At 38.4% G+C, this 25,171-nt stretch carries 25 protein-coding genes; 10 read left to right on the plus strand and 15 right to left on the minus strand.

Annotated features, from left to right (window positions below; all coding sequences use genetic code 11):
• The first annotated feature begins 161 nt into the window (after window positions 1-161).
• The 3 genes from DLJ74_RS06065 to DLJ74_RS06075 all read left to right on the plus strand — a co-directional run bounded on the left by DLJ74_RS06065 (window position 162) and on the right by DLJ74_RS06075 (window position 5,741).
• On the plus strand, window positions 162-2,276 hold the full coding sequence (locus tag DLJ74_RS06065; RefSeq protein ID WP_245902270.1) for an alpha-amylase family glycosyl hydrolase: 2,115 nt from the start codon (window positions 162-164) through the stop codon (window positions 2,274-2,276).
• A gap of 83 nt (window positions 2,277-2,359) precedes the next feature.
• Window positions 2,360-4,105 carry an alpha-glycosidase gene (locus DLJ74_RS06070; RefSeq protein WP_109983759.1) on the plus strand — a complete coding sequence of 582 codons (1,746 nt, stop codon included), beginning with the start codon at window positions 2,360-2,362 and terminating at the stop codon, window positions 4,103-4,105.
• 49 nt (window positions 4,106-4,154) lie between these two features.
• Window positions 4,155-5,741 carry a catalase gene (locus DLJ74_RS06075; protein WP_425454565.1) on the plus strand — a complete coding sequence of 529 codons (1,587 nt, stop codon included), beginning with the start codon at window positions 4,155-4,157 and terminating at the stop codon, window positions 5,739-5,741.
• 43 nt (window positions 5,742-5,784) lie between these two features.
• Here the strand turns inward: DLJ74_RS06075 and hisA are convergent, their stop codons facing one another.
• The 7 genes from hisA to DLJ74_RS06115 all read right to left on the minus strand — a co-directional run bounded on the left by hisA (window position 5,785) and on the right by DLJ74_RS06115 (window position 10,832).
• Complete coding sequence (hisA, locus tag DLJ74_RS06080; RefSeq protein ID WP_109983865.1) at window positions 5,785-6,543, minus strand: phosphoribosylformimino-5-aminoimidazole carboxamide ribotide isomerase; 759 nt, start codon at window positions 6,541-6,543, stop codon at window positions 5,785-5,787.
• A gap of 96 nt (window positions 6,544-6,639) precedes the next feature.
• On the minus strand, window positions 6,640-7,191 hold the full coding sequence (locus DLJ74_RS06085) for a GNAT family N-acetyltransferase (RefSeq protein WP_245902286.1): 552 nt from the start codon (window positions 7,189-7,191) through the stop codon (window positions 6,640-6,642).
• A gap of 223 nt (window positions 7,192-7,414) precedes the next feature.
• Window positions 7,415-8,404, minus strand: coding sequence for a PPC domain-containing protein (locus tag DLJ74_RS06090; RefSeq protein WP_146202427.1), 990 nt, complete (start codon window positions 8,402-8,404; stop codon window positions 7,415-7,417).
• Between the two features lie 398 nt (window positions 8,405-8,802).
• The gene (locus DLJ74_RS06100) at window positions 8,803-8,943 is read right to left on the minus strand and encodes a GNAT family acetyltransferase (RefSeq protein ID WP_109983764.1); all 141 of its coding nucleotides are present in this window, start codon (window positions 8,941-8,943) and stop codon (window positions 8,803-8,805) included.
• A gap of 45 nt (window positions 8,944-8,988) precedes the next feature.
• Window positions 8,989-9,222: a DUF3953 domain-containing protein gene (locus tag DLJ74_RS06105; protein WP_054789269.1), complete on the minus strand. Its 234-nt coding sequence runs from the start codon at window positions 9,220-9,222 to the stop codon at window positions 8,989-8,991.
• Between the two features lie 43 nt (window positions 9,223-9,265).
• Window positions 9,266-9,628, minus strand: coding sequence for an ASCH domain-containing protein (locus DLJ74_RS06110; RefSeq protein WP_109983866.1), 363 nt, complete (start codon window positions 9,626-9,628; stop codon window positions 9,266-9,268).
• A gap of 184 nt (window positions 9,629-9,812) precedes the next feature.
• Window positions 9,813-10,832, minus strand: coding sequence for an NADH:flavin oxidoreductase/NADH oxidase (locus DLJ74_RS06115; RefSeq protein WP_109983765.1), 1,020 nt, complete (start codon window positions 10,830-10,832; stop codon window positions 9,813-9,815).
• 156 nt (window positions 10,833-10,988) lie between these two features.
• Here DLJ74_RS06115 and DLJ74_RS06120 point away from each other — a divergent pair, with 156 nt between their 5' ends.
• From DLJ74_RS06120 to DLJ74_RS06130, 3 genes are all read left to right on the plus strand, one after another.
• On the plus strand, window positions 10,989-11,825 hold the full coding sequence (locus tag DLJ74_RS06120) for a manganese catalase (protein ID WP_054789270.1): 837 nt from the start codon (window positions 10,989-10,991) through the stop codon (window positions 11,823-11,825).
• Between the two features lie 103 nt (window positions 11,826-11,928).
• Window positions 11,929-12,756 carry a pentapeptide repeat-containing protein gene (locus tag DLJ74_RS06125; protein WP_054789271.1) on the plus strand — a complete coding sequence of 276 codons (828 nt, stop codon included), beginning with the start codon at window positions 11,929-11,931 and terminating at the stop codon, window positions 12,754-12,756.
• A 29-nt stretch (window positions 12,757-12,785) separates the two neighbouring features.
• On the plus strand, window positions 12,786-13,382 hold the full coding sequence (locus tag DLJ74_RS06130; protein ID WP_054859713.1) for an AAA family ATPase: 597 nt from the start codon (window positions 12,786-12,788) through the stop codon (window positions 13,380-13,382).
• On the opposite strand, the gene DLJ74_RS06135 is transcribed toward DLJ74_RS06130, so the two are convergent.
• The 4 genes from DLJ74_RS06135 to DLJ74_RS06150 all read right to left on the minus strand — a co-directional run bounded on the left by DLJ74_RS06135 (window position 13,375) and on the right by DLJ74_RS06150 (window position 17,446).
• Window positions 13,375-14,064, minus strand: a complete 690-nt coding sequence (locus tag DLJ74_RS06135) for a phosphatase PAP2 family protein (protein ID WP_245902272.1) — start codon at window positions 14,062-14,064, stop codon at window positions 13,375-13,377. The two genes, DLJ74_RS06130 and DLJ74_RS06135, sit on opposite strands and share 8 nt — an antisense overlap.
• 57 nt (window positions 14,065-14,121) lie before the next feature.
• The gene (locus DLJ74_RS06140) at window positions 14,122-14,703 is read right to left on the minus strand and encodes a DUF421 domain-containing protein (RefSeq protein WP_109983766.1); all 582 of its coding nucleotides are present in this window, start codon (window positions 14,701-14,703) and stop codon (window positions 14,122-14,124) included.
• A gap of 103 nt (window positions 14,704-14,806) precedes the next feature.
• Window positions 14,807-15,763, minus strand: a complete 957-nt coding sequence (locus DLJ74_RS06145) for an alpha/beta hydrolase (RefSeq protein WP_425454567.1) — start codon at window positions 15,761-15,763, stop codon at window positions 14,807-14,809.
• Between the two features lie 168 nt (window positions 15,764-15,931).
• Window positions 15,932-17,446, minus strand: a complete 1,515-nt coding sequence (locus DLJ74_RS06150; protein ID WP_109983767.1) for a DHA2 family efflux MFS transporter permease subunit — start codon at window positions 17,444-17,446, stop codon at window positions 15,932-15,934.
• Between the two features lie 154 nt (window positions 17,447-17,600).
• On the opposite strand from DLJ74_RS06150, the gene DLJ74_RS06155 reads away from it, so the two are divergent.
• Window positions 17,601-18,467 (plus strand): TetR/AcrR family transcriptional regulator, encoded by an 867-nt coding sequence (locus DLJ74_RS06155; RefSeq protein ID WP_109983768.1) that lies wholly within the window; start codon window positions 17,601-17,603, stop codon window positions 18,465-18,467.
• A gap of 3 nt (window positions 18,468-18,470) precedes the next feature.
• On the opposite strand, the gene DLJ74_RS06160 is transcribed toward DLJ74_RS06155, so the two are convergent.
• A complete protein-coding gene (locus DLJ74_RS06160; RefSeq protein WP_109983769.1) occupies window positions 18,471-18,986 on the minus strand; it encodes a P-loop nucleotide/nucleoside kinase family protein in 516 nt (171 codons plus the stop codon).
• A 92-nt stretch (window positions 18,987-19,078) separates the two neighbouring features.
• Between DLJ74_RS06160 and DLJ74_RS06165 the strand changes: the two genes are divergently transcribed.
• Complete coding sequence (locus DLJ74_RS06165) at window positions 19,079-19,915, plus strand: aldo/keto reductase (RefSeq protein WP_109983770.1); 837 nt, start codon at window positions 19,079-19,081, stop codon at window positions 19,913-19,915.
• 33 nt (window positions 19,916-19,948) lie between these two features.
• Here the strand turns inward: DLJ74_RS06165 and DLJ74_RS20380 are convergent, their stop codons facing one another.
• The 3 genes from DLJ74_RS20380 to DLJ74_RS06180 all read right to left on the minus strand — a co-directional run bounded on the left by DLJ74_RS20380 (window position 19,949) and on the right by DLJ74_RS06180 (window position 22,748).
• Window positions 19,949-20,092 (minus strand): hypothetical protein, encoded by a 144-nt coding sequence (locus tag DLJ74_RS20380; protein ID WP_181397442.1) that lies wholly within the window; start codon window positions 20,090-20,092, stop codon window positions 19,949-19,951.
• 19 nt (window positions 20,093-20,111) lie between these two features.
• The gene (gene cypC, locus DLJ74_RS06170; RefSeq protein ID WP_109983771.1) at window positions 20,112-21,356 is read right to left on the minus strand and encodes a CYP152 family fatty-acid peroxygenase CypC; all 1,245 of its coding nucleotides are present in this window, start codon (window positions 21,354-21,356) and stop codon (window positions 20,112-20,114) included.
• A 276-nt stretch (window positions 21,357-21,632) separates the two neighbouring features.
• Window positions 21,633-22,748: an ROK family transcriptional regulator gene (locus DLJ74_RS06180; protein ID WP_245902274.1), complete on the minus strand. Its 1,116-nt coding sequence runs from the start codon at window positions 22,746-22,748 to the stop codon at window positions 21,633-21,635.
• A 196-nt stretch (window positions 22,749-22,944) separates the two neighbouring features.
• Here DLJ74_RS06180 and DLJ74_RS06185 point away from each other — a divergent pair, with 196 nt between their 5' ends.
• The gene (locus tag DLJ74_RS06185; RefSeq protein ID WP_109983774.1) at window positions 22,945-23,721 is read left to right on the plus strand and encodes an SDR family oxidoreductase; all 777 of its coding nucleotides are present in this window, start codon (window positions 22,945-22,947) and stop codon (window positions 23,719-23,721) included.
• 32 nt (window positions 23,722-23,753) lie between these two features.
• Window positions 23,754-25,115: a glycoside-pentoside-hexuronide (GPH):cation symporter gene (locus DLJ74_RS06190; protein ID WP_109983775.1), complete on the plus strand. Its 1,362-nt coding sequence runs from the start codon at window positions 23,754-23,756 to the stop codon at window positions 25,113-25,115.
• Window positions 25,116-25,171 lie beyond the last annotated feature (56 nt).

The following is a 25,171-nucleotide window of genomic DNA, read 5'->3' on the forward strand; positions in this document are numbered from 1 at the left end:
AATATATATAACAACAAGATTTATCTTCGATCATAATTTGAGGGCAATGCTTTGGATTTTACCAACAACCCCGGCTTCCAATCGAGAAGTCGGGGTTGTTTTTTTAGAAAGGAGGCTCTGGTGAAAAGTCCAAATTTAGCTGGAAAGGATGAGGATAAATAGTGAAATTTTTAGCAAATTTTGCGAAATCGTTTGCATTTATGTTGCTTTGTTTGCTCGTTTTCCAACAATTTAGCTCGGAAATCGAGGCTTCGTCAAAAGTCGATTATTCCCAAGATGTCATTTATCAAATTGTAACAGACAGATTCTATGACGGTGATCCAACGAATAACCCTCCAGGTGAGCTTTATAGCCCAGATGCCAGTAATCTGCATAAATATTTAGGCGGAGATTGGCAAGGAATTATCGAAAAGATTGAAAATGGCTACTTAACGGATTTAGGTGTAACCGCTTTATGGATTTCTCAGCCAGTTGAAAATGTGTATGCTGTTCACCCTGAGGGTTATACTTCTTATCATGGGTATTGGGCAAAGGACTATAAGAAAACCAACCCATTTTACGGAGACTTAGCGGATTTTCAGCAATTAGTAGAGGTGGCTCATGAAAATGGGATGAAGATTATTATTGATTTTACTCCAAATCATTCTTCTCCCGCTCTTGAGACAGATCCTAATTATGTAGAAAATGGTGCGATTTATGATAATGGTACGTTACTCGGTAATTATTCTAATGATGATCAAGGCTTATTCCACCATAATGGGGGAACTGATTTCTCCTCATTGGAGGATGGGATTTATCGAAACCTCTATGATCTCGCTGACTATAATCTCCAAAACGAAACAATTGATCAATATTTGAAAGAATCGATCAAGCATTGGTTAGATCTTGGGATTGACGGCATTCGCGTCGATGCGGTCAAGCATATGTCCCGAGGGTGGCAGGAAACACTAGTCAATCATATTTACACTCATCAGCCTGTTTTTACATTTGGGGAATGGTTTTTAGGAAAAGGAGAAATTGATCCGAAAAATCATGATTTCGCAAATGAAAGTGGTATGAGTTTATTAGATTTTCGTTATGGTCAAGCGCTCCGCTCTGTATTAAAGGATGAAGATGCTACGTGGACTGACTTTCATGAAATGATTGAGCATACATCTGCTAGCTATGACGAAGTAAATGATCAGGTTACCTTTATTGATAACCATGATATGAGTAGATTTACATCCTCTACTACTTCAAAAACCGACACGGAAATGGCATTAGCCGTGCTTCTCACCTCCCGAGGTGTCCCTACGATTTATTATGGCACAGAGCAATATCTAACAGGAGAAGGAGATCCGGAAAACAGAAAACCAATGCCAGGCTTTGATCAAAATACGAAAGCGTATCAACTGATCAGTAAGCTATCAGCCTTAAGACAAGCCAATCCAGCACTAGGCTTTGGAAATACAACAGAGCGTTGGATCAATCAAGATGTTTATATTTATGAAAGAAAATTTGGAGACCATGTTGTCGTAACTGCTGTAAATAGTGGAGACACCGCATACAATATCTCAAACATGCAAACAGCATTACCAAGCGGAAACTATGACGATGTACTTGCTGGATTATTAAATGGAAATTCCATCACGGTGAACCAGGATCAACAAGTTAACAGCTTTGAATTGGTTCCAAATGAGGTAGCGGTATGGCAGTATACAGCAGAGAGCAATGGGCCATCTATCGGACATGTTGGTCCAATGGTAGGTCAACAAGGGAATGACATAACGATAACTGGTGAAGGGTTTGGAAGCTCCAACGGAAACGTGTTCTTCGGTAACGAAACAGCAGAAGTAAAAAGCTGGAGTGACTCAGAAATTGTTGTGACGATCCCTGCCCTTGCTGCTGGAAAATATGCGGTTACGGTGGAGACTTCGTCGCAAGTATCAAGCAATAATTACGAGGGATTTGAAATTTTGACAAACCAACTCGTCCCCGTTCGTTTTGTTGTCGATAACGCAGAAACAGATTATGGTACTTCTATTTATCTAGTTGGAAATACACAGGAGCTTGGTAATTGGGATGTAGATAAAGCGATTGGTCCATTTTTTAATCAAGTTATGTATCAATATCCTTCTTGGTATTATGACATAGGTGTACCAGCAGGACAGGAAATCGAATTTAAATTTATTAAAAAAGATAGTCAAGGAAATGTCACCTGGGAAAGTGGCACGAATAGAACCTATTCAACCCCTACCACAGGAACAGACACCATCCAATTTAACTGGAGAAATTAACCTATTGAAGCGGGCAATGCTTTTGATAACAACCCCATTAAATTAATGGGGTTGTTTACTATATATAAAAGGAGTTTTGAACAATGCTAACAGATATTCGTCATCGAGCAATTCTTCCATATGTATATGGCAAGAATAAAGAAACTGTAGAAATTATGCTAGAAACAAAAAAAGAATTCATAAAAAAAGTGGAGCTAATCTATGCCGACCCTTATCATTTTAAAGAAAAGGATTGGCAATATCAGCTCAGTGAAATGAAGCGAACTGGTTCCACTAGAGATATCGATTATTGGAAAATCCAAATAAAACCACCCTATCGAAGATTACGATATGGTTTTCGCTGTACCACCGCGCAAAATAAAACGATCATCGTGACAGAGCGAGGTTATTTTGAGGAAATACCTAAGGAAATTGGCAATTTTTATTGTTTTCCATACCTTCACGAGGCCGATAATTTTCGTGCCCCTAAATGGGTAAAGGATACGGTATGGTATCAAATTTTTCCTGAGCGGTTTGCTAATGGGGATTCCTCCCTTAATCCAAAAGGAACCTTACCATGGGGCAGCACTAATCCGACACCAACAAATTTTTTTGGCGGGGATTTTCAAGGAATCATCGATCACCTTGACTACCTAGTGAATTTAGGGATAAACGGCATTTACCTCACCCCTATCTTTAAGGCTTATTCTAATCATAAATACGATACGATTGATTATTTTGAAATTGATCCCCAATTTGGAGATAAGGAAACCTTCCGCCGGCTTGTGAAGGGATGTCATGCACGTGGCATAAAAGTCATGCTTGATGCTGTTTTTAACCATAGTGGCTTTTATTTCGAACCATTCCAGGATGTATTAGAAAACCAGGAAGATTCACGATACAAGGATTGGTTTCACATTTGGGATTTTCCGATAGAAACAGAACCGAAGCCTAATTATGATGCCTTTGGATTTGTTTCGACCATGCCTAAATTAAATACGGCGAATTCGGAAGTGAAAAAATATTTGCTAGATGTAGCGGAATATTGGGTCAAGGAATTTGATATTGACGGATGGCGACTAGATGTTGCCAATGAGATTGACCATTCCTTTTGGCGTGAGTTTCGACAGGTAGTCAAAAAAGTCAAGCCTGATGCTTATATCCTCGGTGAAATTTGGCATGATTCCTTACCATGGCTCGAAGGAGATCAATTTGATGCTGTGATGAATTATCCTTTCACCAATGGTGCGATAGAATTTTTTGCGAGACAAAGGATGGATAGTCAAACATTTGTGGATAGCATCACGAATGTACTGCATATGTATCCACAAAACGTGAATGAGGTCGCCTTTAATTTATTGGATAGTCACGATACAGCTAGGATACTAACCTTAGCAGATAACGACAAGAGAAGGGCACGACTACTGTATCTATTTCAGTTATCCTTCCTCGGTTCCCCATGCTTGTATTATGGGGATGAAATTGGCTTATCTGGCGGAGAAGATCCAGGATGTCGTGCATGTATGGAATGGGAAGACGAGAATCAAGACCAATCCTTGTTTTCATTTGTTCAACAGTTAATCCAGTGGAGAAAGGAAATTAAAGGCTTCGGCAATTCGGGGGAATTCCAGTTTTTAACAGGGCAAGGAAATGTCATTGTTTATGAAAAAAGAACAAACACGAACAGGCTAATTTTTGTTTTGAATAATGAGGATAAACAACAAGACATTATTTTAGATGAATTAGCTAATCGCAGTGCAAAGGAATTGTTCACAAACAGACAGGTAACCTTTCAAGATCAAGCAAAAATTAGTGTACAGGCATATGGCTACTTTTGTTTTCAACTATAGTAACTGACTAGATGCCTCTTTCCGCATAACGTGCCATCATTAGGGAATAATGGAGATGACTAGTTATCAAGGAGGCATCCAAATGGACAAAAACAAGAAGGAAAAGGAAATTTTGACAAACCAGCAAGGCCATGACGTGACAGACAATCAAAATGTTCGAACCGTTGGCAATCGTGGTCCAATGACATTGGAGAATTACGATTTTTTGGAGAAAATAAGTCATTTTGATCGTGAAAAAATCCCTGAGCGTATTGTTCACGCCCGTGGTACAGGAGCGCATGGTTATTTCCAGTCATATGGAACAGTAAACGGGGAGCCTATCTCCAAATATACCCGAGCAAAGGTGTTTACCAATACAGAGGTACAAACACCGGTATTCGTGCGATTTTCTACTGTGGTTCACGGCAAGCACTCTCCAGAAACGTTGCGTGACCCTCGTGGCTTTGCGATTAAATTTTACACAGAGGATGGCAACTGGGATTTAGTCGGGAATAATTTGAAAATATTCTTTATCCGTGATCCATTAAAATTCCCTGATATGATCCACGCATTCCGCCCTGATCCAGTGACGAACTACCAAAACCTTGAGCGTATGTTTGACTTTGTCAGCAGGTCCCCAGAGGCGATGCATATGATTACATTTGTCTATTCTCCTTGGGGGATTCCAGCGACTTATCGCCATATGCAAGGCTCTGGAGTACATACGTACAAATGGATCAATGCGGAAGGTAAGGCTGTTTTAGTGAAATATCATTGGGAGCCTGTGCAAGGAATTAGAAACTTGACACAGCAGGAAGCCAATAAAATTCAAGGACAGAACTTCAACCATGCTACTCAAGATCTCTACGAAGCCATTGAGGAAGGCAATTACCCTGAATGGGAGCTTTATGTACAGATTATGGAGGACGGAGAGCATCCGGAACTAGATTATGATCCGTTAGATCCGACAAAGATTTGGTATAAGGAAGATTATCCATGGCATAAGGTTGGAAAAATGGTGTTAAATAAAAATCCTGATAATTTCCATGCGGAAGTAGAGCAATCGGCATTCGGTACAGGGGTGCTAGTCGATGGGCTTGATTTTTCCGATGATAAGCTTTTGCAAGGGAGAACCTATTCCTACTCTGATACACAGCGCTACCGTGTAGGTGCTAATTATCTTCAGTTGCCAATCAACCGTCCACATAAAAGGGTTGTGACAAATCAAACGGGTGGACAAATGGATTTCAGAGAGGACTATGGGGAACATAAGAATCCTCATATTGATTATGAGCCATCCTTACTTGGCGGGTTAAAGGAAGCGAAAAATCCAGGCGTTGAGCATGAGCCACATGTGGAAGGAAATCTCCAACGTAAAGCTATTTCTCGCGAGAACAATTTTGGTCAAGCGGGAGAAACCTACCGTCGTTTAGCGGATTGGGAGAAGGATGATTTAATCGCAAACCTTGTAAATGCCTTGGCTAGTTGTCACGAGGAAATTCAGCAAAAGATGGTGGAGATGTGCTATCAATGTGATCAAGACTATGGTAAACGATTAGAGGATGGACTCAAGAATGCGACAAGCAGTCGTGAAGAGAAAATGGAAAAAGCGGTTGATATGGCAGAGGAAATGTCCAAGCCTTCAGATCCTTATTAAAATTAGGAGGGCCACTTCTTTTTTAAACGAAGCGGCCCTTTTCCTATTTATGATGACAATATGCTACTACTTCCTGGTAAGATAGCTCCCCACCGAAAATATCTAAGGCACTTCCAATAGTAATATCAAGCTTACCTTTCGATAGCTCGCGAAAATGGTCAAGATCCTCCATCGAACGAATCCCACCAGCATAGGTTGTTGGAATCGATACCCAATCCGCGAGCTTTTCCACTAAATTTGCTTCAAATCCACTTCTCTTCCCTTCCACATCTGCTGCGTGAATCAGGAACTCATCGCAGTATTGCTCAAATTCTCGAATGGTCTCTTGATTGATTTCAATCTGGCTGAACTTTGTCCATTTATCTGTGACGACAAACCATTTTCCATCCTTTTGCTTACAGCTCAAATCAATCACAAGCTTGTCTTTTCCAATGGTATCCAGCAATTTCTCTAATCGTTCTTTATTCAACTCACCATTTTGAAAAATATAGGAGGTGACAATAACGTGAGAGGCACCATTTTCAAGATAAAACGATGCATTATCTGCATTCATCCCCCCACCAATTTGCAGTCCGTTTGGATAGGCATTTAAAGCTTCTAAGGCTGCTTCTTGATTTCCATCTCCTAGCATAATAACATGCCCACCTTTCAGCCCATCTCGTTGAAACATTTCCGCATAGTGATTACTTTTATAGGTTGATATGTAATTTTCGACAACAGGCTTTCCCACTTCGTTTAACGTATCTCCAACGATTTGCTTTACTTTTCCTTGATGCAAATCAATACAAGGTCTAAAGTCCAAAGCGATCACGTACCTTTCTTCTTGTTTCTTCCTTTCATTCTAAATCATTTTTGAGAAAAAAACATCTAGATTGGGGGATTTAGTTGTGTACTTCTTTCAGTTTTTACTTATGTCCTCCATCCCTACAATAAAAGCACTGTCGGTATTAAGGTAATCTTCTTCTTGAATTATTCCATAAACCGCACAGTCTTTATATTGGTTTTTGGCATTACGAATCATATGTCTAATAACTCCTTCTTGAACCAGTCCAGCTTTAACCATTACCTTTCCAGAAGCCGGATTATCGGTGTTATGGGCTGCCGCAATTTTATGTATGTTCATATATCGGAAACCAAATTCCACCACTGCTTTTAAGGCTTCGGTCGCATACCCTTGATTCCACCATGTGTGTCCTATCGAGTAACTTACCTCACAGTTTCCTGTATAGTTATCAAAATCATACAAGTCGATTTCACCAATTAATTCGCCATTGACTTTTCGCTCAATAGCCCACCAACAAAATTCCTTTCTGTCATAATTCTTGACTATCTTTTCTACCCTCTCCATTGTTTCGATAACAGTTTTATGCGCCGCACTAACTCGATTATCCGATACGCGTTCATCAGAAAGCCAGTGATTAAATACCTTTTGAGCATCAGACAATGCCACCTTCCTCAATTATTTAGAAGAGCTAATAGATATTCAGGAGCGAGACGTAGCTTACTAACAATTGATGTTTATTTCTATCATAAAACATATGGTGAAATTACTCATAAAAAAAGAGTAAATAAAGAATAAGGAGCACCACTCAGCGTGTGTGCTCCTTTTATTATAACCATGTGCTAGACTTACTGCAGGGCTATTAATCTGTTAATATCTTTGAACCCATCCTTTAATCTCTAAGATATTTATAATCAAATGTAACACCAGGACTATAATAACCAGTAACTTGAAAAAGAGTTTCTATACTTGAGGTAATAGCCCACTGTTGTTTTACAAATAAAGGATTTTCGTCTTCTGGAGGTAAACCTAGAATCACGTTAAGACCCGGATTAGTTTGATACCACTCCCCACTTTGGGCGGAATATATGAAATCAGTTTGATTTCCCCATCTTCCTAAAGAACTGGCTGTATAAAATCGAATTCCGGTTACTCTAGCCGAATCTGGAATTCCGGGTTCCTCTATTAAATCTAGAATCTGGTATGGCAATATGGTTCCGACATTGTTTTGACTATAGTTAAATCCCATACCTGTATCTACAGAGAAGCTATCCTGTAACCAAGCATCTCCTACAAATAATTGATAGTTTTCTTCAGCATTATAACTGTTGTAAGGCATAATGGCTATATACCAAGTTCCAGTAGTATTTATATTCAGGTAAAGTTTCTCATCTGCGTTCCCAATATTTTCGGATAGGGCATAATTTAAATCTGGATCAAATATATAAAGGTCATAGTCTGCATCACTAGGAATATTTTTTAATAGAAATGCGACATCCGTACCTGCAGTAAGATCTATTTGATACCAATCTACATCTTCTGCATCTCCAATATTAGCATTTAATTCTTGTCCAAATAAAATAGGTGTACTTGTCTCCATTGTGTTGTTCGGTTCATATGAATCATTTAATATCTGAGAAGTAATTGACTGATAGGTAGGGTTGAGGTCATTAGTTTTTTTAATCAAAGTATCAATATCTACATTCTTAGATGAAATCGATTCATTATTTACTTCACTAAATTCATTTGTTTTACTACTTTTAAAATTTAGGGAAGGGTTCGACGACGTATTTTCATTATCCTCGATAGCTAATACCGTTACACCAGTACTTGTTAGAATAAATGTAAGAATTAGCATAAAACATAGTCTTGTGAATTTCAATTTAACATCCCCACTTTCATAAGTTTCCAATATTTTTAGCGCTTTCAAAATGGTAGAATACAAATTTTTATAGCATAGTTCTTTTGCTACCACCTCCAATTAATCCTTATCCTGATTTTCGGTATTTTTTGGAAAAATTAAATAGGTAATATTTACTATTTTAATAAATATTACCTATACAGTATTAATAAATTCTTATTTTGTAAGCAGTTAAAATTGGATGGAGTGTAATCAAACAATTAATCTCCTTCCCTGTACTCTCTTTTAAAATAAAAAACTGTTCCACCCCTGTCAGCTCCCAGCCATCCTTGCCAAGGGAATTTAGCTTTTTAGTCATTACTGTATTGAAATCTATATCAGACAATTAATTAGATAATTATTCCCTAACAAATAAGCCCCTAGGTTGAGTTATCCAAATCATCCACAAAAATACGACCTGGATTTATATTCTCAACGACTGCTATAGCTTCTAATTGACCATTTTCATTTAGTAATTTTCTACATTTACTAAATTGGGTTTTATTCAATTCTGTTATCATAAACCTATCCCACCTCTTATAGCTTGTAAAAAAACAATTCGAATCCTAAGGAATTAACTTAATACTAAATATACTGGCGAATATAACAAATGCAGCCGTGAGAAAAGAAATAATGGCATATCCTTTGCGTTTTGCTTGAAGTTCATTAATTCCCATAGCCAAGAGCATGAATCCTAAGATTAATTGTGCATATGGAATTATACTAAAACTCCCAGTAACTAAAGCATATCCTGACAAACAAACAACGAAAACTGCTAAAATAACTTTTAATAATTTCAACAATAATCATTCCTTTCCCTAATATTACTCCCCATTTACTATCCTAGTACTTGTGACTTTTTCCATCCATTAATCGAATAATAATCGCGAGTGTACCCCATTCCTTTTCCTTCTCTGGAGAATATATTTGATAGGTTTGTTCGACCATTTCTCCGATCGAACTACCAACTGCATCAAAATCACTTGCTGGGATATTTTCATACATTTCTTTGAAAGACGAATACTGCTTTAGACTGATAACCTCGACTGTTAATGTTTCGTTGCCTTCAGGGATTTTTGTGAATGTTATTGTATCTCCTACTTTTACTCTTCTTCTTTTCTCATCATTTAATCTGACCTCTACTTTTTTTCTCCCAGATTTCATTGAATAGAAAGGTGTTTCATTTAGGCGCATGGTGTGTTCCATTTTCTCAACTCCTAATAATCTTTTTGCCATTTTATCACCAGACTCCATCTTATATTAACATAAATATCCAATATCACAGATAATATTATTGGCCTGATCGCAGAGGGGATTACTATTCTTACAATAAAAAAACTGCACCCTATTTGTTTAACAAATTGGGGTGCAGGGCATTTCGTTAGTATTTTTAAAATCCTCGCTCGTATTGGACAGGTATTTCGATTTCCTGGTGTAATTGGCGGGCAGCATGAATGGCCCAGTATGGATCTCTTAGCATGCCACGTCCGACTGCCACGAGATCGGACGCTTTATTTCCGATAATAGCATCAGCTAGTGCTGGGTCTTCTAAGCGTCCTACCGCAATAACAGGAGCTTGCAATGCGTTACGCATTTCTTGTGCAAATGGTACCATATATCCCGCATGTCCTCCTGGATTACGAGATGGGGCTATTGCTCCTTCTCCTCCAGCACTGACATGAATCATATCTACTCCTGCATCCTTATACACTTGAGCGAGTTTGACACCATCCTGTAGCTCATAGCCATTTTCGGCAAATTCTGTTGCAGAGATTCGCATAATTAATGGCATATCTGCAGGCATCTCACTTTTAGCTGCTTTGATTACTTCTACACCAAATTTGGTGAGATCCGCATATTCATCCTCCCGCTTATTGGTTAGATGGGAATGAAATTGATGAATTAAATAACCATGGGCACCGTGGAGCTCAATGGTATCAAATCCCGCTTTGACTGCTCTTCGTACCGATAAGCGGAATTTTTCCACCATTTCCTTGACTTCTCCTGTTGTTAACGCTCGTGGAGTTTTGTAGTTCCCATCAAAACGAATTGCAGATGGTGCGACAGGCAGATCTGCATCCTCCGCTTTACGTCCTGCGTGAGCGATTTGAATACCGATCTTAGCACCATTCTCATGGACCGCATCCACAATCCGTTGATAGGCTGGAATTTGATCATCAGACCAAAGGCCTAAGCAATGATTCGAAATCCGTCCATCTGGCTCCACATTTGTCATTTCCACAATCACCAGACCCGTACCACCTATTGCTCGACTGACATAATGGGTATAATGCCAATCATTTGGTGTTCCGTCTTTTTTTGAAACGGAATATTGACACATCGGTGGCATTACCACTCGATTTTTTAACGCTAAATTTTTTATGTTAAATGGGCTAAATAATGTATCCAACTTGTTTTCCCCCTTTAGAAAATAACTTCGATGGATAGTATACCAAGATTTTGCCAAACATTCACTTAATTGAACTCACGGTAAAATGATCACAAATATTAGGCGGGAGCATAGATTAAGTACAGATACCTATCTTAGGGAAAAGGATGTGAATTTATGTTTTACCATATAAAGGAATTACAGTATCCTGCCAAACCAGATAGGCCGGATCCTCTATTCGCAAAGAAATTACAAGAGGTGTTAGGTGGACAGTTTGGCGAAATCTCTGTGGCTATGCAATATTTATTCCAAGGCTTTAATGTTCGAATGGATGGAAAATATAAAGACTTGTTAATGGATGTAGGAACAGAAGAGTTAGCACATATTGAAATGCTCGCTACTATGATAGCACGTCTGTTAGATGATGCTCCTGTCGGGGACCTTGAAGAGGCAGCAAAGGATCCTGTAATGGCTGCTATTATTGGTGGGATGAATCCGCAGCACGCTATTGTTTCTGGATTAGGTGCCATGCCTGCTGACAGTGTAGGTAACAGGTGGACTGCCGATTATATTATTTCTAGTGGGAATTTATTAGCTGATTTTAGAGCAAATTTAAATGCAGAATCCCAAGGAAGACTTCAGGTTGCTAGACTGTACGAAATAACCTCTGACCGTGGTGTGAAAGATATGCTATCCTTTTTAATTGCAAGGGATACGATGCATCAAAATATGTGGCTTGCAGCAATTGAAGAACTTGAGCAAAAAGAAGGGGTAGTCGTTCCTTCTACCTTCCCTCGCCAATTAGAAAAACAACAGGTTGCCTATGATTTTTATAATTTCTCTCGAGGCGAGGAATCGGCACAAGGTAGATGGGCACATGGTCCAAGCATGGATGGATGTTCTACCTTCTGTTATGTTCAAAACCCACCTGCCTATGGATCTGCTCCTAAATTATCTGCAGCTCCTCCCTATACATTTAACACGAATTTTCATATTCCTCCATCTTTATGTTAGGCGATTTCCCTCAGTTATTTTACTGAGGGGATTTTTTATTGCATTCTATTTTTATTAATAGGGGTTACGGACAATCCATGCTATGATAGAATGAACCTATAACATGCAAGTGGAGGTTGCTATGAAACTCATTTCAGATAAAGATTTACAGGCAGATTGTGAGCAATGCTTTGGCCTATGCTGTGTGGCATTACCCTATGCAAAATCAAGTGACTTTGCCTTTCAAAAAGCTGCAGGTGTGCCTTGTCGAAACCTAGAAGATGATTTTCGATGCAGCATACATAAAGAACTAAGAACCAAAGGCTTTCGTGGCTGTTCAGTCTATGAATGCTTTGGGGCTGGACAAAAAGTGGCCAAGCAAACATATTCCAACAAAAACTGGCGGGACCATGAAGATATTGCCCAGGAAATGTTCGAGGTTTTTCCCATTATGCAACAGCTGCATGAAATACTCTATTATTTGAATGAAGCGATGGATAGAGAAGAAACGGCTTCCTTCCATGCTGATATAGAAAAAGCCTTTCACAGCATAGAGGATTTGACGTATCTTTCCCCAGCGGCTTTATTAGAATTAGATATTCAGCATCATCGCTCCCAAATTAATCCACTACTCGTCCAAACAAGTGAAGTGATTCGGGCAAAACACACTCGAAAACATCGAAAATTACCTAAAGAATTAATAGGAGCAAATCTAAGTAATAAAGCAATACAAGGAGTTCCTCTTCGCGGTGCCTTACTTATTGCAACAGATTTTAACAATACCGATTTAAGAGGTGCTGATTTTCTCGGTGCGGATCTGCGTGATGCGAATTTAAGTGGCGCTGATTTAAGAGAGTGTATTTTTCTGACACAAGCACAGTTAAATGCAGCAAAGGGAGATAGCGAGACAAAACTACCTTTACATTTACGCCACCCTGCTCATTGGTCTTAAGGCTGTTATTAGAAAAGTAGGTGATTTAATTGATTATTTGGGTTAATGGAGCTTTTGGTTCCGGGAAAACACAGACTTCTTTTGAATTACATAGAAGAATTCCTAATTCCTTTGTGTATGACCCGGAAAACATTGGATTTTTTATTGATAAGAATATACCGAAAGAAATTGGTAATGGAGATTTCCAAGATTATGTCATCTGGCGTGAGTTCAACTATACCCTTTTGAAGTATATCGAAAGCGAATATGATGGAGTTATCATTGTGCCAATGACCATAGTCAACCCTCTGTATTTTGATGAAATTATTGGCAGGCTTAGAAAGGAAAAAATGATCGTTAATCACTTTGTATTATGGGCCTCCAAAGAAACGATACAAAAGAGATTACGGAAGAGAGGTGAAAGAAACAATTCCTGGTCAGCAAAACAAATAGATAGATGTTTACAAGGATTATCAAATGATATATTTCAACAGCGGATAAATACGGAAAATAGGACGATTGAAAATGTAGCAGAATTAATTGCATCACAATCTCGTATTGACTTATTACCTGATAATAGAAATAAGTTCAGAAAAAAATTAGATAGAATGAAGACACAACTAAATCATATTCGATTTTTCAATTAAAGTGATGGTGTCTACGTCTCCATAATAATATTTGCAATCCAAAAATACAAACTAAAAGCCAGGCTAAACCTAAAGAGACACCTGCCAATACATCTGTAAAATAGTGAACACTTAAAACCGTCCTACTTAACGGTATCAGTACAATGAGCAGACTTAACACACTGTTACAGAGCCATTTTGTCCTGCTTTTCCAACGACTTCTTGCAACAAGGTAGATGCAAAAACCGTAAAATGCGATTGATCCTGTGGAGTGACCACTTGGAAAACTGAAGCCCGTGCCATCATATTGCATCAGAATTTCTGGCCGATCTCGTTGAAATATTAGCTTCAAGCCTTTGGTAAGCAGGCTGATTCCAACCATGTTAATCCCAAAAAAGATCGCTTCCCATTTCCTTTTCTTAAAAAGAAATAAGTAGCTGACCAACACGATTGTTGCGATCGTTAGTATTGGGACAGAGCCTAACTCGGTTATGGTTTCCATCAAGGAATGGAACCATGTATCTCGTGCAGATTCCATTACATCTTGGACAACCTGATCTATATAAAACTTTTCATCCTCTAAAATATCATCGGCAATCTCAATAAAAAGAAAGGTTGAACCAATGATAAAGGCAAATCCTATGATCAAAATGATTAACGCCATTTCAGAAGAATCTTTTGGTATCCACTTTTTCCAATACAAGCTTATTCACCCTTTACCGACTTTTCCTCCCTTTTCCCTTTTCTACGATCACAAAACCTACTGCAAATGCTTCGGCGGATCTTGATCATGAGATTGCTTGCTCACTTCCGTAAATAGATTATTGGAGGAAGGATTTGGCTGAGAGGTAGTTAAGATTTGCATCAATTGTTGAAATTCTTTTTTGGTTACTGGTTGAGCCTCTTGTTTTAAGGTATACCCTATCTGACCATTTGGTTCCAATGTGGCAAACTCCACATCCTTTATATTCGCCACATTACTCTGTCTTAGCATCATTTCTAGCTGGTCGACGGTTAAGCGCAATTTTTTTAAATTTTGTTCATTTATTGTTCCATTCTCTATCAATATTTTGGATTTTCCTGTGATTAATTTTTCAATACTATCTGATTTCATTTGTAGGTATTCCATTGTAATAAGCGTGATAACTAACAAGGCCCCAACGATTAAGGTTGTCCATATATTTTTTCCCGACACTGGCTGAATAAGCAAGGTTCCGATTGAAATCATGATAATCGTTTCAGCTAGTGTCATTTGTGATATCGTTTTTCTTCCGGCAAATCTTAGTAACAATGTACCTGCTAGTACAATAAGGATTGCTTTCCAAACTAAATCCCATTCCATTGAAACGACCTCCTCTTTGATTGGCTTTCCCTATCTTTTCCATTCTTCTTGAAGTTATTCCATATAGAAAAAAAGCCATCGTGAAATGGCTTTTTAGGTTCCTTTATCTCATGTATTTGGTTAAAAATTCGGTTAGCTTCGTCTGATATTGCTCTCGATAAATGGCATATGCCTCTCCGTGACTTGCTTCAGCAAATAGCATGATCTCTGCTTTTTCCGTGTTCTGGTAAAGCTTACTCGCCATTTTAGTTGGAACAAAATCATCATTTTTACCATGAAAATATAAGATTGGAACATTTGCTTTCTTTACCTGTTCAAGCGCAGAGGCTTCTTTCAAGGAGTAATCTGCTCTTATGCTTGTGATCAGACTTGTTGTCGGTAGAATGGGGAATGCAGGTAGATGATACATTCGATTCATCTGATATTTAAAGAGGTCGTACACACTTGTGTATGCGCTATCAGAGATAATGGCCTTAATATTTTCTGGTAGGCGCTCGCCACTCATCATTAATACTGTTGAGGCTCCCATCGAAAGTCCATGAACGACAATTTCTGCATCTTTTCCGACGCGATTGATTACTTTGTCGGTCCAATCTAAATAGTCAAGGCGATCATGCCAACCAAAGCCAATGTAATCTCCTTCACTCCCCCCATGGCCTCTTAAGTCTGCTGTAAAAATATTATAGCCTAGCTCTTCATAATAATATTGGCCATATAATCCCATATCCATCGCATCGCCTAAATATCCATGTGCTAAGATTACTGTCTTATTTGTCGGCTTTTTTGCTTCTAAAAAATAACCATTTAGATGGAGTCCGTCATAGGATTCTAGTTGCCATTGTTCAAAATCCTGATTCGCTACCCAACTACGCCAATCTCCCTTTAAAAAAACATCCATCGCTGCAGTGGAGACAGTTAAATCCTCATTTCCTTGCAGAAACTCCTTCTTCTCTCTTTTAATGGCTAAATCATAAAAGAAATTACCTGCAATTAAGTCTATGATTAATAGAATACTAATAAGTGCAAAACTAAGCTTTATCCAAGTTTTTCTCCTCAAGATGATCCCCTTTCTAAGCTGCTTATTCTATTATATCAAGAATAGCGGATCATTTGAGCTATTAATTTTTTGTAGGAATAGTATATTATGGATTTTTCCCGCCACTATTATAAGTGATACCGCCATTAGCTCGCTTAAAAGAAAAAAGCAAAATCGGTCTGATTTTGCTTTTTACTCTACAGCTATTTTTTTATCTTCGACTTTCGTTTCTGCGTCTTGCTGATGTGGTGGCTTCACGCGTTTAATAAATAATGCTAAAATCAGCGCGAGACATGCAATTAAGGTAGAGACAAAAAAGCTAAAATTAATTCCCGCAAGCATTCCTTCATGCAGCACATCTAATGGGATCGAACCAGCTTGCTGTGCACCTGCCTCTACATTTCCTGCACCATTAGCTAGTAAGTCTTCAATTTTGTCATCTCTTCGATTGTTCATCACAGATACTAACAATGCTGATCCAATCGCACCTGATACTTGCTGTAAGGTATTATTCATTGCTGTACCATGCGGGTTATTGATAGCTGGTAATTGATTCAAACCATTTGTCATGACAGGCATCATCACCATAGACATACCGAACATTCGAAAGGTATACAATAACACTAGTGTAGAATAGGCTGTATCCATACTAATTTTACTAAAGAAGTAGGAGGTGACGACGGTAATCGTTAGACCGATTACTGCCAATGCTCTTGCACCGTATTTATCAAAAAGTCGTCCGGTAATTGGTGACATAATTCCCATCACAATTGCTCCTGGTAGCATTAATAAGCCTGAGTCAATTGGAGAAATACCTCTTATTGTTTGTACATAGATCGGCATTAAGATCATCGCTGAAAACATCGCAACTGCAATGACAATCGCGATAGCAGAAGACAATGCGAACATGGGATATTTATAGATACGAAACTCTAGCATTGGTTCATCCATTTTCAATTGGCGGATGATAAATAAGATAAGTCCAATAGCTCCTGCTATGATTGTTCCATATACAACAGGATCATCCCAGCCTCTATCCCCAGCATTACTAAAACCATAGAGCAATCCGCCAAAACCGATACTGGATAAAATCAATGATAAAATATCGAGCTTAATAGAGCGTTGGCCCGTAACATCCTTCAGTTTAAAGATAGAGATGACTAAGGTTAAGAGGGCAATTGGTAAGACGACATCAAACAGCATCCTCCAGCTATAATGCTCCACTAACCAGCCTGATAATGTTGGTCCAATAGCAGGTGCTGTGATCATGACAATACCGAATGATCCCATTGCTGCTCCTCTTTTTTCTACTGGAAAGGCTGCGAGCATTACGTTCATTAATAATGGCATCATAATCGCAGAGCCTGATGCTTGAATCATTCTAGCGAGTAATAATACCCAAAATTCTGGTGCAACACTTGCTAGAAAAGTACCAAGTGTAAATAAAGACATGGCAGTAATGAATAATTTCTTGTCAGAAAAACGTTGAATAAAAAAAGCACTGGCTGGAATTAATATTCCATTTATCAACATATACCCAGTTGATAGCCATTGCACATCTGTTTCATCCACAGCAAAGTCTGCCATAATAGACGGTAAGGCAACATTTAATAAGGTTTCATTCAAAAGTGCTACAAAAGCTCCAATAAACAAAATAGCAATCATGCCATAAGGAGGCTTTGCATGCATCGATGTTTCGTTAGTCATGTATTTTGTTTCCTTCTTTCCATTAATTTGTTTTAGTACTTCATTATTTTATACCTATAGTTCAATTTTTTCAACAATAAAATTTGTTTCAAGTAATAAATATTGATATAATAAGGTTTATACAAGTATACTTACGTTATAAAAGGGTGAAAAAATGAGTAAAAAAACAAGAACCAAAATCATAGAGGCCGCCCATCAATTATTTATTCAAAAAGGTTTTGATACTACTTCTATTCAGGATATTTTAGATAAAGCTGGGATTTCCAAAGGGACATTTTATAATTATTTCCAATCTAAAAATGATTGTTTAATCGCTATCATCTCGGTTGTTAGGGAAGAAATTATCGATAAAAGAAGAGAATTGGCTTTTGGGAAGGACAAAGCAGATGAAGAAGTCTTCATTCAACAAATTGCCATTCGAATTAATATGAATCGTCAACATCATCTAATGACCGTATTTGAGACGGTATCTTTTTCGGAGGACAAGGAATTAAAAGAGCATATAACCGATGCCCATCAAGGAGAAATTAGGTGGATTGCTAAACGATTAGAGGACTTATATCCATCAGAAGGCCATCCCTATACACTAGATCATGCTATTATGTTGATCGGAATCACCCATCCCATGCTATACGCAGCAAGACTTGGCGTTGATGAGCATATTACGACAGAAACGATCATTCGTTATGCGATGAGAAGATTGAGGTCCATGCTAGACGAGCAAATCAGCCAAAAGGATCTATTTTTTCCGAAGGATTGGTTTGTACAAACAGATGTGAAAGAAAAGCAGGAACAGGAGCACATCCTAAAAAATCGACTAGTAGCACTCCAGAAGGTCGTAAAAGAAGAGAAAGAGAGACAATACTTATCGTTCTTATTAAAGGAGATACAAGAGGATGAACCTCGCCATTTCTTACTCGAAAGTGTGTCTGCGTCTTTAGAACAGCTCGCCATAGGAATGACATATGAGCATAAGGTAAAGCAAGCTGTTCAATGGATGGCAAGAAGATTTCATTGGTAAAAATTACTCCATTGTTTTATAGCGGAAATGCTTCATTTTTTTCTCCAAATCTTGGACGATTTCGGTGATGGATTTATTCGTAGTATCATATAAAAAAGGGATATTGGCTTGCTTTGTCGATAATTCTTGTAATAATTGAGAGGATCTGTGAAGTAATTCGATATCTCCTCTTTTTTCTATTCTATCTCTGATGGCTTCATCATTGGCGATTAATACAATATAATAGACTTCGACGTTTTCATTCGTTAATTGGCTAATAAACCAATCTAGTTCATCCTCTACTACATAATCAATAACAACATTCAAATTAGATTGTAGTGCATTATTTGTCACAGACAATATATTTTGCCATGTAATCGCTAATTTTTGTTCCCAGTTCATCGTTTGATCAGATATCATATGAAAGAGTAGGTCTCCTTCAACGAGCATCGTTTTTTCTATGTTGTTGACTAACGCCTTTGTGATCGTTGATTTTCCCACACCACATGGTCCAGATATGATTACTACGGAAAGCTTCATGACAATATCTCCTTTTATTCAGTAAAATTAGTTTCATACCCACCACTAATGTGGTAATAAATATAATATAACACAAAATAAGGAGTGGAATAATGACAATACCTGAAGTAACATTGAATGATGGCATTCGTATACCAATGATTGGTTTAGGAACCGCTAAAGTGAAAGGAAGTGATGGTGTCCGTGCTATTACATCTGCGCTGGATGGCGGTTATCGCTTAATAGATACTGCCTATAATTATGAAAATGAAGGCACAGTTGGGGCTGCCATTCGAAGAAGCTCAGTAAAGCGGGAGGATTTACGGATTTCCTCAAAACTCCCGGGTCGATATCATTCCTATCAAAAGGCAGTAACTGCCATACAGGAGTCCCTTTACCGTGCGAATTTGGATTATTATGATTTGTACCTGATTCATTGGCCAAACCCTAAGCAGGATCAATATGTGGAAGCATGGCAAGCATTAATCGATGCAAAGAAATGGGGACTCATTCACTCGATAGGTGTCAGTAACTTTTTACCAGAACATCTTAAAAGATTAGAAAAAGAAACTGGTGTGTTACCGAGCATTAACCAAATTGAGCTTCATCCATTCTTTAACCAAGAGGAACAAAGAAAATGGCATGAACAGCATGGGATTGTCACCGAGTCGTGGAGCCCTTTATTCCGAACGAGTGAAATACTTCATCAGGAAGTCCTTCAAGAGCTTGCGCATAAGCATCACAAATCGGTTACGCAAATCATCCTACGTTGGCACTATCAGCTTGGGGCTGTTTCGATTCCGAAATCTTCTTCCCCTGAGCGTCAATTAGAGAACATCTCCATCTTTGATTTTTCTTTGGGTCAGGAGGATATGGATAAAATAGCGAAGCTTACAAGGCCTGATGGTCGTATTAATGATCAGGATCCAGCTGTTTATGAAGAATTTTAGGGAGCTAGCAGGTGCTAACTCCCTAAATTATTATTATTTATCCTCTTCTGATTGTGAAGTGTTTTGGCTTTTTTTCTTATCCTTTTCATTTTTTAAATCTATTTCTAGATCTCTTAGCGGGATTTCGTCGACATGCTGTGGCTCTCTTCTTTTATCGTCGTTTGACTTCCTTTCCATTCTCTTCACCCTCCTTATATTAAGCAATAATGATTGTGACTTTGCTTTCTGGAAGACTCGGGATCTCACTCATGCTGTAATCTAAGTCCTGCTTAGGAAAATGATAGGAAACATCATGCAGGAAAAATTTCAGGGTCACTTTTAAAATGGCTAGTGTAATAAATTCTCCTGCACAACGATGACCTATATCGTATTCCCCACCACCCTGTGGAATAAAATCAAATGGACTTCCCTCCCACTCTTTAAATCGACTAGGATTAAATTGGTCTGGAGCTTCCCATAAGCTTGGATCATGATTAGTTCCATATAAATCTAATAAGGTAAGGGTTCCTTTTTTAAAGGGATAGTCGTTCCAAATAAAATCCTGTTTTACTCTTGCTGTAGCAAACGGGAAGAACGGGTAATAACGTCTAACCTCTTGAATAAAATTCTCGTAGCTAAATTCCTTTTGATGCAATTTATCGACCTGTTCTGGATACTGATGCACTGCTAATATAGTGAAATCCACGTAAACAGATATAGCGACAATTGGTCTAAGGAGATTTAGTACTTCCACAGCTGCAGTTTGTTTATCTAACAAGTTGCCATCTAGCCCTTGGTGCCAAGCAAACTGATAAATGGGACTTGACTTGGCTACTTTTATTTTTTCCTTACGAATGTCCTCGATTAATTGCTTTAGCCATTTCTCTGCTTTGGATCTTGACCTTCTTGCTTTCCAATGCTTTGGTCCTACGTTTGACGCATTTTCAAACATGGCACTCAGTTCATCTACCCATTTTTCTGATTCCTGTCTATCTAGTGGAATGCCTGTCCATTGCATAGCAACCCTTGTTAGAACATGTTTAGCCATATCATAAACGGTGACCTGTTCTGCTGAATGACGAGAAATTTCTTGACTCCATTCCGCTTCTGTAAGCTCTTGGATTTCCTTTAGCATCTCTCTTGTCATTAGTGACATGAACATAGCTTTTCGATGATGATGCCGATTTTCATCTAACCCTTGCACACCACCCTCGCCAAGCAACGTTTTTTGTAACCTTTTTGGTGCTGCCCCTTTGCGTTCAAATTTTCCATTATCGTAAAATAATTTTGCTTGCTCTTTTCCGACCATACAAATGACCTTTTCACCTAATAGCTTTGTTTCAAAAATCCTTGATTCGTACTTGTTCTTACGATTTTGGATAAAGGTATAGCCTTCCTTTAGTAATTGCAATGTATGATCAATGCCTTTTTCTTTTGGCATGCTTATCTCTTCACTTGACATTTTTCACCCTCCCAAAAACATATTGTTTGTCTATATTTTCCCCCTTTTTTGAAAAGCTAAAACAATAAAATGAAAGAATGGAGATCTAATGCATGATCGCAGAAACTAGTGTAGTCAAAATATGCAGACTCCAGCGGGAACAGCGCGACCCGAAGACCCCGCAGGAAAGCGATTTTCTCTTTCTGAGGAGGCGAAGGCCGTGCTCGCGGAAAGCGAAGTATTTTGACGAAGGGGTATCACAGGCAGACAATTGGATCGTTCGTCCCTCTTATCCCATCAAATGGAATAAATAAAATCCATGATAAATGGTAATGCTGCACCAACTGGAACTCCATTTTTTGGGGAACGGCTTAGATGAACAAATGATTCTTTGCTTGGAAATGCTGCCTGTTTTCTTATTTTGTCATGAAGGATGTCAATATCTTGTTCGATTAAATATGGAGAAAGATGGCCACCGAGAATAACTTCTCGATCAATGACTTGATGAACATTACCAATCGAGAAAGCTAGATGCTTTAAAAAGTCATCCCATCTTAACACATAGCTTGTCACCCCTTCACGCAGCTCTGAGAAAAAGCTGTCTAGTGTTTCCTCTTCTCGCAAAAGCGCACTGACTGAACAAAAGGTTTCCATACAACCTTTTTTACCACAATAGCAAGGAGGACCATTAGGGTCAATGGTCATATGCTCTACCGTGCCACTATAGCCTTCATTACCCATTTCAATCTGGTTATGAATAATAATAGCCCCACCAAGATGCATGCCAATAGATAAATAAATGGCATCACCAATATCGTTCCTGATCCATAGCTCTGTTGTTGCAGCACATTTGGCGTCATGCAAAAATCTACACGGGTAATCTAAATAAGTAGAAAACCTTTCGATTCTTAAACCAGTACAATCCAAAATCTTTCCATAAATAATTTCCTTACCATCTTTAGTAGTCAATGCCTGTACCGCAAAGCCAATGCCTAGTACCTGCTCTTTTGAAACTTCTAATGAATCGATAAAGGCTTTTACTTTATTACATAATGTGCGGAAATAATGATCCTCTTGAGCAAAACGGAGAGAAAACTCGGTTTCTTGAAAAACATGACCTAGTAAGTTGACCGCTAGCATTCTAATGGAGTTTCGTTGAATTTCTACCCCTATGCTAATACGTGCTTCTGGTCGGAGTGCATAAGCCGTAGCTCTACGTCCAACAGAAGATTGGAATTGTCCACTTTTTTCAATCAATTGCTCCTTTTCTAGCTTCACGAGATTTTGTGTGATTGTAGGTAAGCTTAATTGTAACTGATGAGCAATTTCTTGCTTCGAAAGCTTTTCATTATGATAGATCAAATGAAAAATGGCGGAATAATTACTGTTTTTAATATCTTTGAATGTGACCATATACATAACCTCATTAAATCAATATATTTTATAAAATAATTTTCTTTAAATATAGCACACGAATCATGACTAGCTCAAAAATTTGCTAATAGAAGGAAAAATTTAATGTTGACGTTTTCATTATTGCGTTTTATTATATAAATATATTTTATAAAACTATTTTACAAAATACATTAACAAAAGAGAGGTTTTACACATGGGAATTATCGAAAAAATGCGACTGGATGGTAAAAAGATCTTTGTAACAGGGGGAGCTCGTGGAATTGGCAAAAGTGTTGCAACTGCTTTTGCCGAGGCAGGGGCGGATATTGCCATCGTAGATTTAGATATCAAGGAAGCAACAAAGACAGCGGAAGAAATTAGTACAACTAATGGAACAAGGGCCATTGCAATCGAAGCCGATGTTACCAAGCCTGATGATGTTAACCACATGATGGATCAGTTTCTTCAAGCATTCGGGCGCTTGGACGTTGCTTTTTGTAATGCTGGAATTTGTATCAATGCCCCTGCAGAGGATATGAGCTTTGAACAGTGGAAAAAGGTAATCGATATTAATCTAACAGGGGTATTTCTCAGCGCCCAGGCTGCTGGCAAGATCATGCTCGAACAAGGTGGTGGCTCCATTATTAATACAGCATCGATGTCTGCTCATATCGTGAACCATCCACAACCTCAATGTGCCTACAATGCGTCTAAAGCAGGTGTGATTCAACTAACCAAATCACTTGCGGTGGAATGGGCTACTAGAAATGTACGAGTGAATTCGATAAGTCCAGGATATATGGGAACAGAGCTTACTCTAAACTCCCCCAGTCTACAGCCATTAATTAAACAGTGGAATGAAATGACGCCAACGAAGAGGATGGGAAAACCTGAGGAATTACAATCCATCTGTGTTTATCTTGCGGGAGATACTAGTAGCTTTACAACAGGATCGGATTTTGTCGTAGATGGTGGTTTTACAAGCATTTAAGCTTAGATAATATTCGATAAGGATGTGAGGAAATGGGGAAATGGAACAAAAGAATCGGATATGGTGTAGGGGATTTAGGCTGTAATCTCGTTTTTAGTACGATGGCATCTTACTTAATGTTTTTTTACACAGATGTTTTCGGGATTACCGCAGCTGCTGCTGGTACATTAATGCTCGTTACCAAAATAATCGATGCCTTAACAGATACTGGCATGGGGCTCATTGTAGATAGGACAAAAACACGATGGGGACAGGGCAGACCATATTTCTTAATCGGCGCCCTTCCGTTTGCCATCTTTACGGTTTTAACTTTTATTGTACCTGATTTTAATATGACCGGAAAAATCATCTGGGCATATGTTACCTATTGCCTGTTAAGTACTGCTTATACGGTGGTCAATATTCCGTTAAATACGATTGTTCCTAGACTAACCTCTGATAATCATGAAAGAAATGTGTTGGTGACCTCTCGGATGATTTTCGCGCTTATTGGAACCGCTTTAGTGATGTCGATTACAATGCCACTAGTCGAATTATTCGGTCAAGGTAATATGCAAAAAGGGTTCTTAATCACCATGAGTATGTATGGATTGATTGCGATGCTGTTATTTGTGTATACATTTACTAATACAAAAGAGGTAGTCCCTCCTTCCGTGACACCAGGAAAATCGTCTATTTTACAAGACTTAAAGGGATTAACTGGCCAAACGATTATTTTTTTAGTGATCAATTTCCTGTATTTCGGTTTGTTTGTTATTCGAAATACGACCGTTATCTATTATTTTACCTATAACCTTGGTCGGACAGAATGGTTAACATTTGTTGGGCTATTCGGAATTCTATCTGGCTTACCTATGCTATTTGTCCTACCATGGCTCCAGAAGAAGATGTCTAAGAAAAGTGTGCTCATATTAAGTGCTGTCATCTACATCATTGGCGATTTACTAATCTTTCTCGGAAAGCCATCTCCTAGTCTATTAATTGTTGGTCTAGCCATAACTGGTCTCGGGATCTATGGAATCTTTGGTAGTACCTTCGCAATTCAGCCAGATGTAATTGACTACTCTGAATATAAGAAAAACCGTAGTATTGCTGGTATGATTGCAGCATTTCAAGGCTTTTTCGTTAAAGGAAGTATGGGGCTTGCCAGTGCTTTCATTGGATTATTATTAAGCATGGGTGGCTATGTTCCTAACGTGGAACAAACCACTATCGCCCTTCAATATATTGAAATTAGCTTTATATGGACACCTATCGTCATTTGCTTACTCATTATAGGTGTCATGTACTTCTATCATTTGGATCATAAGCGAGCAGAAATGGATGTGGAGCTAGAACATAGACGTTCTTTAACCGAGAAGGCGATGATGAAGGAAAATATGACGATGCAATAACGAGAAAAGGCACTGCCTTTTCTCGTTTTATTTAGGTAATTTGTACCAAAAAGCAA

This window comes from Gracilibacillus dipsosauri, assembly GCF_003176895.1.
GTDB lineage: Bacteria > Bacillota > Bacilli > Bacillales > Amphibacillaceae > Gracilibacillus > Gracilibacillus dipsosauri.